Origin of the sequence: Sphingobacterium sp. UBA2610, assembly GCF_002339225.1 — a bacterium.
In the GTDB taxonomy this organism is placed as follows: Bacteria; Bacteroidota; Bacteroidia; order Sphingobacteriales; family Sphingobacteriaceae; genus Sphingobacterium; species Sphingobacterium multivorum.
This window is the reverse complement of the sequence record NZ_DDKA01000018.1, coordinates 1-16,632: the sequence shown is the minus strand read 5'-3', so window position 1 is coordinate 16,632 and position 16,632 is coordinate 1. Positions and strand designations below refer to the sequence as shown.

Genomic DNA, 16,632 nt, shown 5'->3' with positions numbered 1-16,632 from the left:
CTCACTTTTTTTATTGTACGTAATCTGTATCTGTTAAAACGATCTTTACAATTATATTTTGAGTAGGAAAATTAACTGAAAAATCGTTGGTAGGATCCTCACCGATGATTGATACTTCACCCACTTTATAGTCTACATGAAAACTAACCGGATTAATTTCCTTGCCGTCATCAAATGCAAAAGATGCTGGTAGAATTTTGTATGAAGCTTCATTGTTTAAACTCATGTGGACAGAAACGTCCCCTTGCTTTATATAGTAATCAGTAAGTTCAGGTAGATTTACCTTATGAATTATTCTTTTGTTGTTGTCGGATGTCCATTCATTCGGTTTTACTGTATAAATAAATGATCGACCAGGTAAATAGTTCGACACGTATTCTTTCTTACAAGAAGAAAATGAAACCAAGGCTGCGGTTCCAATTAATGCTGCTAATAAAAGTCTTTTCATATTGTTCGTGTTATTTGTGACAATTTTATTATAGGACGATAAAATAGTGCGAAAGTTTAACGCCAACTTTCTTTACAACAAAAAATGCACCATAAAGGTGCATTTTATTGAAATTATTTTTGATACAGCTAAAGCTTACTTCTCAGCGGTGTCTTTCGAAGACTTCGAATCTGAGCTAGAAACCTCAATATCTTTGGTTTCCGGATTAATGCTCACGGTCAAAACTGAACCAGTTTGCACATTTCCTTTGAGGATTTCTTCTGCAATAGGATCTTCGAGATATTTCTGGATTGCTCGTTTTAATGGACGTGCACCAAAATTACTGTCATAACCTTTGTCCGCAATGAAATCTTTTGCCTCATCTGTCAAATTGATCGTATAACCCAAATCAGCGATACGTTTGAACAATGACCTCAACTCAATATCAATGATTTTGAAGATATTCTCTTTTGTCAATGAATTGAACACAATCACATCATCAATACGGTTCAAAAATTCTGGAGCAAAGGCTCTTTTCAAAGCGGTTTCGATAACTCCACGTGAATGCGCATCAGATTGTTGTGATTTTGCCGCAGTGGTGAAACCAACACCCTGACCAAATTCCTTCAATTGGCGTGCACCAATATTTGAAGTCATAATGATTATGGTATTTCTGAAATCTACTTTACGGCCCAAACTATCTGTCAATTGGCCTTCGTCCAACACCTGTAACATGAGGTTAAACACATCTGGGTGAGCTTTCTCAATCTCATCCAATAAGACAACCGCATAAGGTTTACGACGTACTTTTTCAGTCAATTGACCACCTTCTTCATAACCAACATATCCTGGAGGCGCTCCAACAAGGCGAGATACCGCAAATTTCTCCATGTATTCGCTCATGTCAATTTGGATCAGTGCATCTTCTGTATCAAACATAAATCGTGCTAATTCTTTAGCTAACTCTGTTTTACCAACCCCAGTAGGACCTAAGAAGATAAATGACCCGATTGGTTTTTTAGGATCCTTCAAGCCCGCACGGGTACGTTGAATAGCTTTCACCAATTTACCTACAGCGTCATCTTGACCAATGATTCTTCCCTTCATCAACTCAGCCATATTCAACAGCTTTTGACTGTCTGTCTGACTAACACGTTGTACTGGAATACCTGTCATCATGGCCACTACTTCAGCAACATTTTCTTCTGAAACAGTATAGCGTTTAGACTTCGTCTCTTCTTCCCAAGCGATTTTTTCTTTCTCGAGCTCCTCGATCAATTTTTTCTCCGTATCACGCAATTTGGCAGCCTCTTCGTATTTTTGACTACGAACGACTTTGTTCTTTTCCAATTTGACCTCTTCAATTTTATTCTCAATGTCAATAATGGACTGCGGTACATGAATATTGTTTAAGTGCACGCGAGAGCCTGCCTCATCCAAAGCATCAATAGCCTTATCTGGTAAGAACCTGTCTGTAATGTAACGTGTTGTTAACGACACACAGGCTTCAATCGCTTCTGGAGTGTAGGTCACGTTGTGGTGATCCTCATATTTCTCTTTGATACGATTCAATATTTCAACTGTTTCGTCATGTGTAGCCGGTTCAATCGTTACACGTTGGAAACGACGGTCCAAAGCACCATCTTTTTCAATGTATTGACGATATTCGTCCAATGTTGTTGCACCAATACATTGGATTTCTCCTCTTGCCAAGGCTGGTTTGAACATATTGGAAGCATCTAACGATCCTGAAGCGCCACCTGCACCAACGATGGTGTGAATCTCATCGATAAATAAGATGACATCCGGTGATTTCTCCAGTTCATTCATAACCGCTTTCATACGTTCTTCAAATTGACCGCGATATTTCGTCCCGGCAACCAATGAAGCTAGATCCAATGTAACTACACGCTTATTGAAGAGTACACGCGATACCTTGCGTTGGACAATGCGAAGCGCAAGTCCCTCCGCAATAGCTGATTTACCAACTCCCGGTTCACCGATTAACAACGGATTGTTCTTCTTGCGTCGGGATAAAATTTGAGACACACGCTCAATCTCTTTTTCGCGACCTACAATAGGATCCAATTTACCCTCTTCGGCAGCTTTGGTCAAATCACGGCCAAAGTTGTCCAATACTGGAGTTTTGGATTTAATATCCGAAACTTTTTTAGGTTGGATATATTGATCATCCTCTGCAAAATCATCATCGCCGGTAGGAGAGCCCGGAGCTTCGTCCTTGATCGTCGTTCTATTTTGCTCAACTTCAGATTTGAAGATGTCGTAAGTCACATTGTATTGTTGTAAAATCTGAGAAGCAATATTATCTTCATCCCGTAAGATAGCCAATAATAGATGCTCCGTTCCGATGATATCCGATTTGAATATTTTAGCTTCCAAATAAGTGATCTTCAAAACTTTTTCAGCCTGTTTTGTTAATGGCATATTGCCAATAGGAGCGCGTGAAACCGATGCCCCCTTCACTGCGTCCTCCACAGATTGACGTAGTGCTGTCGTGTCAATGCCTATGTTTTTAAGGATCTTTATCGCCATACCATCGCCTTCACGAATTAATCCGAGCAATAAATGCTCCGTTCCTATATAATCGTGACGCAATCTCAAAGCTTCCTCTCTACTGTACGATATGACATCCTTTACGCGCGGTGAAAATTTTGCTTCCATTGAATACCTTTCTGTTTTATATTAAGGATATATAAATGTAGTAAATTCTGCATTTCAAACCTTAAAATTATTTTAAATAATGTCATCAACAATTAAGCCATGACCGTTATACGTCCAAAATGTCAGTATAAAAGATTACATTTGTATGTTAATATAATAAGAGTTTTCGAATTTTTTTAAATTTTATGTCAGACGAGAAGATCATTTTTTCGATGGCGGGTGTCAACAAAATCTATCCGCCTCAAAAACAAGTGTTAAAAAATATCTATTTATCTTTTTTCTATGGCGCGAAGATCGGTGTGATCGGTTTAAACGGATCAGGTAAATCTTCCCTATTAAAAATTATCGCTGGATTGGATAAATCCTACCAAGGCGAGGTGGTGTTCTCCCCAGGTTACTCTGTGGGTTATTTAGCACAAGAACCTCAATTGGATCTTGAAAAGACTGTTCTTGAAGTCGTTCAGGAAGGTGTCGCTGAAATTACAGCCATCTTACAGGAATACGAAGAAATCAACGAAAAATTTGGCTTGCCAGAGGTCTATGAAAATGCCGATGAGATGGACAAATTGTTGGCTAGACAAGGGGAACTTCAGGATATCATTGATGCCACTAACGCTTGGGAAATCGATTCGAAATTGGAAAGAGCAATGGATGCTTTACGTTGCCCCGAACCAGACGCGAAGATTGTCAATTTGTCAGGTGGTGAGCGCAGACGTGTAGCATTATGTCGCTTATTGTTGCAGGAACCTGATGTATTACTCCTGGATGAGCCGACCAACCACTTGGACGCCGAGTCGATTGATTGGTTAGAACAACATTTAAAACAATATAAAGGAACGGTCATTGCCGTTACCCACGACCGTTATTTCTTGGATAATGTAGCCGGATGGATTCTTGAATTGGATCGTGGTGAGGGTATTCCTTGGAAAGGAAATTATTCTTCTTGGTTAGATCAAAAAGCAAAACGCTTGGCACAGGAAGAAAAACAGGAAACCAAACGTCAAAAAACCTTGGAACGTGAGCTGGAATGGGTGCGTATGGCACCGAAAGCACGCCACGCCAAATCGAAAGCTCGTTTGCATAACTATGAAAAATTAGCTTCTGAGGAAACGAAAGAACGCGAAGAAAAATTGGAATTGTTTATTCCTCCGGGACCACGTTTAGGTAATTCGGTCATTGAGGCAACGAATATTTCCAAAGCGTATGGCGATCGTATCTTGTTTGAAAATTTGAGTTTCATGTTGCCGCCTGCGGGTATCGTAGGGATTATTGGACCCAACGGTGCAGGTAAAACAACCTTATTCCGTCTGATTACAGGTCAGGAAACACCTGACACGGGTTCTTTCAAGGTCGGAGAAACAGTAAAATTGGGTTACGTAGACCAAATGCACCACGACCTCGATCCTGAAAAATCGGTTTGGGAAAATATTACGGGTGGCAGCGACAATATGATGCTGGGTAACCGCTCGGTAAACTCAAGAGCTTACGTTTCCAAATTTAATTTTAACGGTGCTGATCAACAAAAGAAAGTAGGTGTACTTTCCGGTGGAGAACGTAACCGTGTTCACTTGGCTATTACACTCAAAGAAAGCTCAAATGTGCTCTTACTCGATGAGCCGACCAATGATATTGATGTAAATACCTTACGGGCACTGGAAGAAGGCTTGGAGAATTTCGGCGGTTGTGCCGTTGTGATCTCCCACGATAGATGGTTCCTGGATCGTATCTGTACACATATCCTTGCTTTTGAAGGGGATTCACAGGTTTATTTCTTTGAAGGTAACTACACTGAATATGAAGAAAACCGTAAAAAACGTGTTGGTGACGTGACACCGCACCGTATTAAATACAAGAAACTGGTAAAATAAGCAACGATCATGGACGGTGGAAGGCTTTTAGCTGCTATAATAGATCACGCTATTGATGGAATAATTACCATAGACAACAGGGGGAATGTGGAAAGCATTAACCCTGCTGCCTTGGAATTGTTCGGTTATCAGGCTGAAGAAGTGATCGGACACAATATCTCCATGTTAATGCCTGAACCTGATCGTGGTAATCACGATGGTTATCTGCATAATTACCAAACCACAGGCCACAAGAAAATTATCGGAATCGGTCGTGAAGTGATGGGCTTAAAGAAAAATGGAGAAACATTTCCATTCCGCTTGGCAGTCAGTGAGGTTTGGTTAAAAGATAAGAATATCTTTACCGGCTTTATTCACGATTTATCGCGTGAGAAAGCTGCCGAGGATATGCTCAAGCAACATGCAACCGAACTTGAACATAAAGTCAGTGAGCGTACACGCGACCTGATCTCTCTGGTATCTGAACTTGAAAAAGCTAAAGCAGAAGTCTCAAAGTCTTTGGAAAAAGAAATTGAACTTAACCAGCTGAAATCACGGTTTGTGTCCATGGCCTCGCATGAGTTCCGGACACCTTTAAGCTCGGTTCAGCTTTCGGCTTCTCTGATTGAAAAGTATTCCGAACGACCGGATGATAAGGCTAATATCATTAAACACACCAATAAAATTAAAAGTGCAGTTCAATTGCTCACAAGTATCCTGAACGACTTTCTGTCACTTGAAAAATTGGAAGCGGGTATTGTTGTGATGAATAAGCAATACATCAATCTCGTTGAGCTGGCAGAAGAGATCACCGAAGAAATGCAATTGATCTGTAAGAAAAATCAGCATATTGTATACCAACATACGGGAGAAATTGGACATTTTACCTTAGATCCAAATCTGTTGAAAAACGCTTTGGTCAACTTAATTTCCAATGCAATCAAATATTCTGGAGAAGACACATTGATCGAATTTACAACCTGTATTGACGACGAAGGCTGCTTAATATCCGTGAAAGACAATGGTATTGGTATACCCGAGGAAGATCAAGTACATTTGTTTGAGCCTTTTTTTAGAGCACATAATACAGGTAATATCCCTGGTACAGGATTAGGTCTGAATATCGTAAAACGGTATATCGAATTGATGGAAGGTCAGATGGAATTTGAATCGGAAGTACATAAAGGAACTTCATTCCGCGTGCGCTTCAAGGAGAGCGTTGTTGATAAATAGAGGCAAAGCATAAAAGGGTCTAAAACATAAAAAGGACAGAATAAATAATTGCAGATGAGAAATAAAAAGACAATTCTAATTATTGAAGATAATATCGATATCCGAGAGGGGACTACCGAAATATTGGAGTTGACAGGAAGGTATGATGTCATTACTGCCGAAAATGGACGTGTTGGCGTCGACCTGGCGACAAGACATATACCTGATCTGATTCTCTGTGATATCATGATGCCTGAATTGGATGGTTACGGAGTCTTATTTATGTTAAGCAAAATTGAGAGTACTGCTAAAATTCCGTTCATTTTTCTGACTGCCAAAGCGGAACGCGCAGATATGCGCAAAGCGATGGAAATGGGGGCGGATGATTATTTGACGAAACCTTTTGATGATGTTGAATTGATGAATGCAATAGATGTTCGCCTCAAAAGACATGAGCAGCTTGCAGCAGATATTCCTCAGGAAGAAGATTTGAGTTTGAGCGCCGAAGAGCAGGTATTGTTGCTAAAAGAGCTAATTGCCAATTCACGGGTGAAAACAGTGAAGAAAAAACAGTCTATTTATGAAAAAGATGATTCGCCAACGTACGTCTATTTTGTGAAATCTGGTCAGGTGCGCAGCTTTAAGTCCTATAAAGATGGACGTGAGCTGTCTACAGGTATTTTTATTGAAGGCAATTACTTTGGTTATGCTTCGATTTTGTTGAATGATAATTATGAAGACTACGCCGAAGCTGTTGAACAAAGTGAAATTGTGTTGATTCCAAAGGACAGTTTTTTGGAGCTGTTATGGAAAAAACCTGCAATAGCCAGTAAATTTATTAAGCTCCTTTCTGTCGACTTACGTGAAAAAGAAGAGCAATTGCTGGGTTTTGCCTATCATTCTGTCCGTAAGCGTGTCGCCAATGCCTTGATTAGCGTTGCTGAAAAAAGTGGAGTTAATATCAATGAGGCTGATGCATGCTCAATTGATGTGACACGAGACGGCCTAGCTTCAATTGCAGGGACAGCCAATGAAACTGTTTCCCGTATGCTCTCCGACTTTAAAGAAGAAAAACTGATTTCGAAAGAAAAAGGGAAGATATACATCAATTCCATCAAGAACCTGCGGGATGTGAAGCAGTAGCGATCAGCAGCTAAGATTTAAAAATCAATTTACTAAAAAAGGCGTGTTCAGTTTTTCTGAACACGCTTTTTTTCTGATAGCCTATGTTTACTGATTTGTGTCTTTTCATTAAAGTATCAATGCGAGTTCGCTATGCCGTTTTATTGAACTAGTTTGGTTTCATTGGTTTCAATGAACGTATAGTACGCGATTATTGGCCATATAATAGCTTTCGGTTGACTTTTACAGCTGTTGATGTTAGCGAAATCATGCAAGTTTTTGTGAATTGTGATAAATATCATTTTAAGGTGTGGTGCTATATCATCTTTTTGCCCATATGCATGATTTACTTTTGTTCTTAGGATAAACCTTAATTGGTGATTGTAGAATCAGAATGAAAGTAGTAGTATATAATGTAAGGTCATTTGAAAAAGAGTTTTGGGCATTGGCAAATGCCAAACAACATGATTTGACTTTGATTTCAAATGGATTAAATGCGGAGACACAGAATTACGCGCGTGGAAAAGATGCGGTAGTTATTTCCGTGAGCGATATGTTGGACGAGAGCATGCTACTTAATTTAAAAGGGTTAGGGATCAATAAGATTATGACCCGCAGTAAGGATACTGCTCATATCGATCTGGTAAAGGCTGGAGATCTGAATATTCAGATTGCCAATGCACCATTTGAAGATCAGAGTCCAAAAGGACTGGCAGAGCAGACCGTCCGGAATCTCAACTTATGGGGATTAGAAAAATGTGTTGGTAAAGCCTGTTGTTGTCTGAACGACTGTGCTAAAAAAATAAAATAAAATGATTACATCGCAGGTTACAATGGAAGAATTGGTGCAAAAATATAATGTTGCCGCACCGCGCTATACAAGCTATCCTACTGTTCCCTTTTGGGATAATGAAGCATTTTCCCGGGCAGCTTGGACTAATCAAGTCTACCAAACTTTCCAGCAGTCGAAAGAAAAAGGTATCAGCTTATATATTCACCTTCCTTTTTGTGAAAGCCTATGTACGTATTGTGGTTGCAATACGCGCATTACAAAAAACCATCGCGTTGAAGAACCTTATATTGCCTCTCTTTTGAAAGAATGGGAAATGTATGTCGCTTTATTTAAGGGAGAAAGACCGTTATTGGCAGAAATACATTTGGGTGGTGGTACTCCGACCTTTTTCCATCCGGATAATTTGAAAGTACTGATTGAGGGGATCCTTAAACACGCAGACCTGGCTCCTGATCGTTCATTCTCTTTCGAAGCTCATCCTGCTAATACAACCGTCACACATTTAGAAACCTTATTTGACTTGGGATTTCGGCGCTTGAGCCTGGGAATACAGGATTTTGATCCACTTGTGCAGTTTGTGATCAATAGGCATCAAACTTTGGAGGAAGTGGAGGAGGTTATGCTGAATGCGCGGAAAATTGGATTTGAGTCGATCAACTTCGATTTGATCTATGGATTGCCCAAGCAAACATTGGCTACGGTGGAAGATACGATCCAAAAAGCGATGCTGCTCGGTCCAGACCGGATCTCTTTCTATAGCTATGCCCACGTGCCTTGGATAAAACCCGGTCAACGGCATTATACTGAAGCAGATCTACCTCATGGCGCAGCCAAACTCGCCTTATATAACCTTGGAAAAAAAATGATTTTGGCCCATGGCTATGAAGATGTCGGTATGGATCATTTTGCGAAAAGAGAGGACGAGTTATTTGTGGCTTTTCAACAAGAAAGATTACATCGCAATTTTATGGGGTATGCCGATCGATTTAGTCCCTTGTTAATCGGTATCGGAGTCTCTTCGATCAGCGATGCCTGGGGGGCTTTTGCTCAAAATGTGAAGACCGTAGAAGAATACCATAAACTTATTGATGGAGGGGTATTGCCCGTTATAAAAGGACATATACTCAACGAGGAGGATCTTCTTGTAAGGCGTTATATCCTCGATATGATGTGTAAAGGCAAAGTGCATTTGCCGACAGGTGCGCCGTTGAATGAGCAGATTATCGACGAATTGTCTGAACTTGTTGCAGATGGTTTAGTCTCCATATCCGGCGATCTAATTCAATGTACTGCTATTGGACGCTCCTTTTTAAGAAATATCTGTATGGCCTTTGATCAGCGATTATTGCGTTCAAAAGCACAAAATCAATTATTTAGTCAGGCAATTTAGAACGAAGGTATGGCAGAGCTAAGGGATGAAATACAACTTGCAGAAAAATGTTTCCATTGCGGTGATAAAATTGAGGAAACGGGCTATCAGCTTGATCATCATGATTTTTGCTGTCTGGGATGTCAGACCGTTTACCAAGTACTGAACGATAGTGGTATGCAGCAATATTATCGCTATAATCAGCACCCGGGTAAATCAAATAAATCCAAGCAAGAAGATTTTTCCTATCTGGATGAACCACAGATTGCCGGTAAATTAGTGGATTATAAAGATGATAAGATGACTATCATCACCTTTTATATTCCAGCTATTCACTGTAGCTCTTGTATCTGGTTGCTGGAAAATTTATATAAACTAAATCCCAACGTACTGCAGTCGCGCGTGGACTTTATGAAGAAACAGGCGAGCATTACATTCAATCACAATGAGCTGCCATTGAAAGACCTGGTTTATCTTTTGGTCAATATCGGTTATGACCCTAAAATCACTTTGCAGGATGTTGTAAAGGAAGGGAATAGAAATAATTTGAATCCTTTGGTCGCAAAAATTGCTGTTGCCGGTTTCTGTTTTGGAAATTCTATGTTATTCAGTTTCCCTGATTATTTTGGAATGGGGAGTTTTGAAAAGGAATATGCCAATTTCTTTGGTTATATAAACCTGGCCTTTGGTCTCCCTGTTTTATTGTATTGTGCATCGGATTATTTCAAATCGGCCTATTGGAGTCTGAAACAAAAGCGGTTGAATCTGGATGTGCCATTAGCTCTAGGAATCCTCGTGTTATTTTTGCGTTCCGCGTTTGAGGTGATCACACAGACAGGAGCTGGTTTTACGGATACACTCTGTAGTCTTGTATTCTTTATATTGATCGGAAAATGGGTACAACAACGTACCTATTATCATATCTCATTTGAACGGGATTACCGGAGTTATTTCCCCGTGGCTGTAACAGTATTGACGGAATCAGGGGACAAACCTGTACAATTAGCTGACGTTCATATCGGTGACCGTATCTTGGTTCGGAACAATGAAATTATACCCGCTGATGCCATGCTTTTAAAAGGCGATGCTGCGATAGATTTTAGCTTTGTAACGGGAGAATCAAGTCCGGTCAGTAAGACCTTAGGCGAAATTATCTATGCCGGCGGACGCCAGACGGGGGAAGCGATAGAACTTGAAGTGGTCAAACCGATTTCACAGTCCTATTTGACCAAATTATGGAATAATGAGAATTATAAAGATTATGACAAACATTTTCAGACTTTTGTCAACTTTATAAGTAAATATTTTACTGTTGTTTTATTGGCTATTGCACTATTGGCTGCCTTATTTTGGGCCGTTGATGGAAGTGCAAGCCGGGCTTGGGGAGCTTTTACGGCGGTATTAATTATCGCATGTCCATGTGCGTTGGCGTTGAGCTCTCCATTTACCCTTTCTGCAGCGCTAAGTATTTTTGATCGAAATAAGTTCTATGTGAAAAATACGGCCGCAATTGAGCAGATGGCAACGATTGATACTTTGGTGTTCGATAAAACTGGCACAATATCATCGCCTAAAGCAACTTCAATTTATTTTGAAGGTAGTCTTTCAGCAATTGACAAAAAGTTACTGAATGCGGTATGTAGAAACTCTAGCCATCCATTGAGCCGTGAGATTGTCAAGTGGCTGAATGTCTCTTCTGCTATTTCGATACAGGATTTTAAGGAATTTCCGGGAAAGGGGATGCAGGCTAATGTAAGTGGCAAGGAAATTAAAATCGGTAGTGCTAACTTTTTGAATATCGGTAACATTAAAACAGATGGTTCAGTGGTTTTTATTCGTATAGGTGAGGAGTTAAAGGGGTATTTTACCATGGAGCAATCCTGGAGGGATGGCCTTTCGGCTTTGATTGAAGATTTTAAAGTCGAATACGACCTTCATTTAATCTCAGGGGATAACGATAGACGTCTGGATGCACTCCAGTTAATTTTTCCCTCGAATGCAAGTTTGCTTTTTAATCAATCACCAATGGAAAAACTGGAAACCATTCAAAATTTTCAGGTAGCAGGAAAGCATGTCTGCATGATTGGTGATGGCCTTAATGATGCGGGGGCATTGCGTAAAGCAGATTTGGGCATCGCCGTGAGTGATGATATCAATAACTTCTCTCCCGGCTGCGATGCGATACTGGATGGGGAGTCATTTTCAAAAATGCCGGATTTCTTTGCTTTTAGCAAAGATGCGGTGAAAGTAATACATATGAGCTTTGGTATATCTCTTTTATATAATGTAATTGGATTGAGCTTTGCCGTGCAAGGTATTATGTCGCCGTTATTTGCCGCGATTCTAATGCCAATAAGTACGGTAACGATCATCTCCTTTACAAGTCTCATGACGAGGTGGTATGCCAAACGCCGTAAACTCTAGTTGTTATGGAAATAATGTATATTTTGATCGGTTGTAGTGTTTTGTTGGCTTTGGTTTTCCTATGTGCTTTTTTCTGGGCAAATAAAACCGGTCAGCATAACGATACCTATACACCTTCTATACGGATTCTGTTTGATGATGAAACGACAGAAGAAGAAGAAGATAAGGAGGGCGGCGTAACTAAAACGTTATCGTAATTAAATCAATTACTTTTTTTTGTAATTAAGGTTATTATCAATAAAATTGGGGGTAAATACCAATTTGAAAAAAAAATACATGCATAATAATCCATTTTCATTAAAAGATAAGGTAGTTGTAATTACGGGAGGTACAGGGATTTTAGGCGAAGCATTTGTTGAGGCTTTGGCCGAGGCAGAAGCCAAAGTCGCAATCCTTGGACGTAATGGACAAATCGGAGCGGAGCGTGTCCAGCAGGTAGAGTCTGTTGGTGGCGAAGCTATATTTATTGAAGTTGACATCATGAACGAACAGGATGTCACTCGGGCGAAAGATGAAGTTTTGCAAAAGTGGGGTAGGATAGACGCTTTAGTAAACGCCGTTGGAGGCAACATTCCAGGTGCAACAATTGGTGCCGATCAAGATTTATTTGCGAGCAATATTCAGGATACTATTAAAGCGATAGAGCTTAATTTGTATGGTACAATGATTCCTACGCATATTATTGGTCGTGTGATTGCTGAAAGCGGAAAAGGTGTCATCATCAATATATCTTCTCTTACAGCCAGTCGTCCTTTTACACGTGTTTTGGGCTATACTGTTGCAAAACACGGTATCGATGGGTATACAAAATGGATGGCCACCGAGCTCGCTCAGCGTTATGGCGATCAAGTTCGGGTTAATGCAATCGCTCCCGGCGTATTCTTAACCAAGCAGAACAAAAACTTATTGATCAATCCAGACGGTACGTATAGCGACCGTACCAAACGTATTCTTAACGGAACTCCCTATAACCGTTTGGGCGACCCTCGTGAGTTAAAAGGAACTTTAATCTATCTATTGAGTGATGCATCGGCCTTTGTGACAGGGGAGACGGTTTTTGTCGATGGTGGTTTTAATGCATGGTGTGGCGTTTAATTAAACTTTAAGATGAGAAAATTAGAACAAACCTGGCGTTGGTATGGCCCCAATGACCCGGTATCTTTACAGGATATCAAACAGGCTGGAGCTACTGGTATTGTTACGGCATTACATCATATTCCACACGGTGAGGTATGGCCATTGGCAGACATTCAAGAAAGAAAACGCATTATAGAAGATGCTGGTCTTACCTGGTCTGTTGTGGAAAGTGTGACGGTACACGAAGAGATTAAGACAAAAGGTGCTAGAGTCGATGAATACCTTCAGAAATATAAGGAGACTTTAACCAATCTCGCACAATGCGGCATCAAAACAATTTGTTATAATTTTATGCCAGTGCTTGACTGGACGCGAACGCAATTGGACTTAACCATGGCGGATGGTTCAAAAGCATTGTATTTTGACTGGATTGATTTGGCACTTTTTGATATCTTTATATTGAAACGTGATGAAGCACAGACAGCGTATCCAGAGGATGTTGTAAAACGTGCAACTTTACGTTTCGATGAAATTTCCGAACAGCAAAAAGAAGAATTGGCAAATGTTGTCTTAATGGGAATCCCCGGAGAGAAGAATGTGGAATTGGATGCGTTAAAAGCGAGCATTGATACCTATAAGCATATTGGACGGGATGGTTTACGCGATAATTTGGTTTATTTCCTACGGGGTATTGCGGCAACTTGTGAGGAGAATGGTATATGCATGACCATTCATCCCGATGATCCACCGTATCCTATTTTAGGTTTGCCCCGCATCGTTAGTAATGGTGAGGATTTCGAGTATTTTTTAAAAGCGGTTCCACAACAATTTAATGGTGTCTGCTTTTGTACAGGATCCTTGGGAGCCAGTCAGACAAACGATCTACCAGCTATCTTAGAAAATATTAAAGGGCGGGTAAATTTTGTTCACTTACGGAATGTGAGAAAAGATGCGATCGGAAGCTTTTACGAGGCAGACCATTTGGATGGGGATGTCAATATGTATAAAATCATGAAAATACTGGTTGCTGAAAATCAATTGAGATCTACAGCGATCCCATTCAGACCAGATCACGGCCATCAGATGCTGGATGATCTGAATAAAGTAACAAATCCAGGGTATTCTGCCATTGGAAGATTGAGAGGGCTTGCGGAATTACGGGGCCTAGAGTATGGTATTGTTGGTGAATGATACCAATCATTCAAGCGAAGATTAGAGATTATGACCTGTAATAGTGGTCTAGCATAACGACAGTCGGGAAATAAGAGCGCTAACGTCTTATTTCCCGACTGTTTTGTTTTAAGTATGTCGGCGAGACTATAATCAAAAGAATTATAAGGAAGATTTGCGAATGATGAGCTGTGTTGGAAGCTCAATCGTTTCAAATTCATGTATTGGTCTTGTTTGGTTAATGGTGGCGATTAATTTATTTGTTGCTAATTCTCCAATTTCTGTTGCAGGCTGTACAACGGTGGATAGCGCTGGATTTAACGAAGCAGCAATTTGTGTGTTTGAAAAACCGATAACGGCAACTTCGGAAGGAACCTGAATCTGAAGCTCAGCCAAAATACCCAATGTTCGGGTTGTAATAATATCTGTTGCTCCAAAAATTGCATCTATATTTTTATGCTCAAGATATTCTTTGCGCAAAATCTCCCGAATTGTTTCGTCTATATCGGTGGTATTATTAAAACTACATTCGATATAATGTCTAGTATCAAAAGGAATCCCCGCATCTGATAAAGCAGATTTAAAGCCATTTAATCGTTCAGCTGCGACCCCTAAGTTCTTTCCGGTGATATGCAAAATATTCTTTTTACCTTGTTCGATGAGATGCTTTGTGGCATTATATGAACCCTGGAAATTATTGACACCAACCTTGAATGTGTCGAGCTGGTGATTGATACGATCAAAAATAACGACGGGGATCTGCGATTTTATCAATGCTTTTAGCTCTTCAATATTTGAATCGGAAGAAACCGGAGATATCATTAAGCCATCAATACCGCGCATGCGTAAGACGTCAATACAATTTTTTTCGATCCGTTCGTCTTCCCGGCTTTGCATGAAAATAACGTCATAGACAGTCTGTTGAGAGGCTATTTGAATTCCATCGAGGATTTGTGAAACGAATGTATTACTAATGTTGGATACAATAACCCCTATTGTATTGGATTTTCCTATTTTTAAGCTCCGTGCCAACTTATTTGGGCGGAAATTATGCTTTTTGGCATATTCCTGAACCATCTTTTTAGTCGCTTCACTTATTTCGTAGCTGTCTGATAATGCTTTGGAAACCGTCGAAACAGAAATATTGAGTGCCAACGCTATATCTTTCAGGGTAGTTCTGCTCATCGCTTTGGTGGTTATTTTAAGAAGATAAATCTACATAAAAAAATGTATAAATGTGTTTTTATCTTCATAATTAGCCATTATCTATGGTCGGCTGGGACTTAGTCAATGGATTTGATTGGCAGGATTTCCTTTTTCTAATCCCTCTTCAAAATTAAAAAGAAGTTCGACATACTCGAAGCTAACCAAGGGCTTTTTGGCCCATGTAACCTATGCGAGTCCGAGTGTTTGGTGTTTTTTTGGCTATTTTTCGGTATTTCTAGGTAAGATGTCGCGCTGCGGTTCGTTTCGTTTTCGATCTTGAACCAGTCCAGAATCTATCCTGAATGAGCCTAGCGAGGGTTTAGCTAGGGCTTAGTTTCGCCCTGCGGGCAGGGTGCGGCTACCTTAAAAGTAACCTGAATCCGTGCCAGAGTCGGACTCAACACGGACTCAACACGGACAGGACACGGTTGCAGGGCAAACCTACCCCGAGCATGGTACGAAGCAGGTGGGGAGGGGAGCCGAAGGTTCCCGCAAGCCCTGCGTAGCAGCCGGAGCCCTGTCCACGGGGCGGAACCCAAGTTTGCCCTAAATGAGCCGTGCTTCCCCAGTAAATAAAGAAAAGTTGAAGACTTCTTATTCCTTAGGTTAGCTTTTGTTTATATTTAGCTTAGCAATAAGTTAGGTTTTGTTTAGCTATAACCTATACTATACCTAAACAAAACCTAACTAAAACCTAAACTAAACCTAAGTAAAACGGTACAAAAGTATAGCTACAGAAGAAGGTATTCCGGCAGCCTGTGTTCTGCCATTGTTCTGGCTTTATCAATAGCCGGCACACCGTTTTCAATTGGGCAAAAGCAGAGCGAAGAATGCCCTTTGCATCTTTCAGGCCTAACAATACCACCTTTACTGTTCACGATACCGTTTCTCTTTCCCCGGGAAGTGGGAACACAGCAGGGTTAGCCCGGTTTCCGCGGTACGATCCAATTTCCAGCACCATTCCTTTTTCCCCAGGGAAGCCTGTGCCAAAGCCCGGTTCCCGGTATGTACGCAGCGCGCCGCGGTTCCCCTGCAATGTCCAGGTTAGATCCCGGTTCCCGTCCCCATTCTGTGCCGGATCCGGCGTTCCCAGCCTTCCGATCACCTGCTTTACAAAAAGAATATCGCACCCTTACAGGCAGTTAAGGGCAAAATGAAATAAATAAGAACAAAAGGCTTGGAAGTTTGTTAGTAAACTCCCTATCTTTGCACCACTCCACAAGGGAGGGACGGTTACTTCGAAAGAAGAAACCATGAAAAAAAAGAAGGGTTTAAGTAAGACGGGCAGGATTTAAAATCCCGC

14 protein-coding genes are annotated in these 16,632 nt (G+C 40.6%); 10 read left to right on the top strand and 4 right to left on the bottom strand.

Annotated elements, in window-relative coordinates; genetic code table 11:
• Positions 1–10: 10 nt before the first annotated feature.
• Together B4Z47_RS12465 and B4Z47_RS12460 are read right to left on the bottom strand one after the other, a co-directional pair.
• Complete coding sequence (locus tag B4Z47_RS12465) at positions 11–448, bottom strand: hypothetical protein (protein WP_115047662.1); 438 nt, start codon at positions 446–448, stop codon at positions 11–13.
• A 135-nt stretch (positions 449–583) separates the two neighbouring features.
• Positions 584–3,109 (bottom strand): ATP-dependent Clp protease ATP-binding subunit, encoded by a 2,526-nt coding sequence (locus B4Z47_RS12460; RefSeq protein WP_075991716.1) that lies wholly within the window; start codon positions 3,107–3,109, stop codon positions 584–586.
• A 185-nt stretch (positions 3,110–3,294) separates the two neighbouring features.
• Here B4Z47_RS12460 and ettA point away from each other — a divergent pair, with 185 nt between their 5' ends.
• The 9 genes from ettA to uxuA all read left to right on the top strand — a co-directional run bounded on the left by ettA (position 3,295) and on the right by uxuA (position 14,144).
• The gene (gene ettA, locus B4Z47_RS12455; RefSeq protein WP_286727377.1) at positions 3,295–4,977 is read left to right on the top strand and encodes an energy-dependent translational throttle protein EttA; all 1,683 of its coding nucleotides are present in this window, start codon (positions 3,295–3,297) and stop codon (positions 4,975–4,977) included.
• Positions 4,978–4,986: 9 nt separating this feature from the next.
• Positions 4,987–6,189, top strand: coding sequence for a PAS domain-containing sensor histidine kinase (locus B4Z47_RS12450; RefSeq protein WP_286727376.1), 1,203 nt, complete (start codon positions 4,987–4,989; stop codon positions 6,187–6,189).
• A gap of 54 nt (positions 6,190–6,243) precedes the next feature.
• Positions 6,244–7,311 carry a response regulator gene (locus B4Z47_RS12445; RefSeq protein ID WP_070567183.1) on the top strand — a complete coding sequence of 356 codons (1,068 nt, stop codon included), beginning with the start codon at positions 6,244–6,246 and terminating at the stop codon, positions 7,309–7,311.
• Between the two features lie 373 nt (positions 7,312–7,684).
• Positions 7,685–8,101 (top strand): lactate dehydrogenase, encoded by a 417-nt coding sequence (locus tag B4Z47_RS12440; protein WP_070567181.1) that lies wholly within the window; start codon positions 7,685–7,687, stop codon positions 8,099–8,101.
• A 1-nt stretch (position 8,102) separates the two neighbouring features.
• Positions 8,103–9,473: an oxygen-independent coproporphyrinogen III oxidase gene (gene hemN, locus B4Z47_RS12435; RefSeq protein WP_286727375.1), complete on the top strand. Its 1,371-nt coding sequence runs from the start codon at positions 8,103–8,105 to the stop codon at positions 9,471–9,473.
• Positions 9,474–9,482: 9 nt separating this feature from the next.
• Positions 9,483–11,876 carry a heavy metal translocating P-type ATPase gene (locus B4Z47_RS12430; protein WP_201639495.1) on the top strand — a complete coding sequence of 798 codons (2,394 nt, stop codon included), beginning with the start codon at positions 9,483–9,485 and terminating at the stop codon, positions 11,874–11,876.
• A 5-nt stretch (positions 11,877–11,881) separates the two neighbouring features.
• A complete protein-coding gene (gene ccoS, locus B4Z47_RS12425; protein WP_070567177.1) occupies positions 11,882–12,073 on the top strand; it encodes a cbb3-type cytochrome oxidase assembly protein CcoS in 192 nt (63 codons plus the stop codon).
• Between the two features lie 79 nt (positions 12,074–12,152).
• Positions 12,153–12,971 carry an SDR family oxidoreductase gene (locus B4Z47_RS12420; protein WP_070567614.1) on the top strand — a complete coding sequence of 273 codons (819 nt, stop codon included), beginning with the start codon at positions 12,153–12,155 and terminating at the stop codon, positions 12,969–12,971.
• Between the two features lie 12 nt (positions 12,972–12,983).
• Entirely contained in the window at positions 12,984–14,144 is a 1,161-nt protein-coding gene (uxuA, locus tag B4Z47_RS12415; RefSeq protein ID WP_070567175.1) for a mannonate dehydratase, read from the top strand.
• 141 nt (positions 14,145–14,285) lie between these two features.
• Here uxuA and B4Z47_RS12410 read toward each other — a convergent pair whose 3' ends face one another.
• Positions 14,286–15,308, bottom strand: a complete 1,023-nt coding sequence (locus B4Z47_RS12410; protein ID WP_201639494.1) for a LacI family DNA-binding transcriptional regulator — start codon at positions 15,306–15,308, stop codon at positions 14,286–14,288.
• A 403-nt stretch (positions 15,309–15,711) separates the two neighbouring features.
• Here B4Z47_RS12410 and B4Z47_RS12405 point away from each other — a divergent pair, with 403 nt between their 5' ends.
• Entirely contained in the window at positions 15,712–15,879 is a 168-nt protein-coding gene (locus B4Z47_RS12405; protein WP_201639493.1) for a hypothetical protein, read from the top strand.
• Between the two features lie 324 nt (positions 15,880–16,203).
• On the opposite strand, the gene B4Z47_RS12400 is transcribed toward B4Z47_RS12405, so the two are convergent.
• A complete protein-coding gene (locus tag B4Z47_RS12400; protein WP_112374201.1) occupies positions 16,204–16,434 on the bottom strand; it encodes a hypothetical protein in 231 nt (76 codons plus the stop codon).
• Positions 16,435–16,632: the final 198 nt, after the last annotated feature.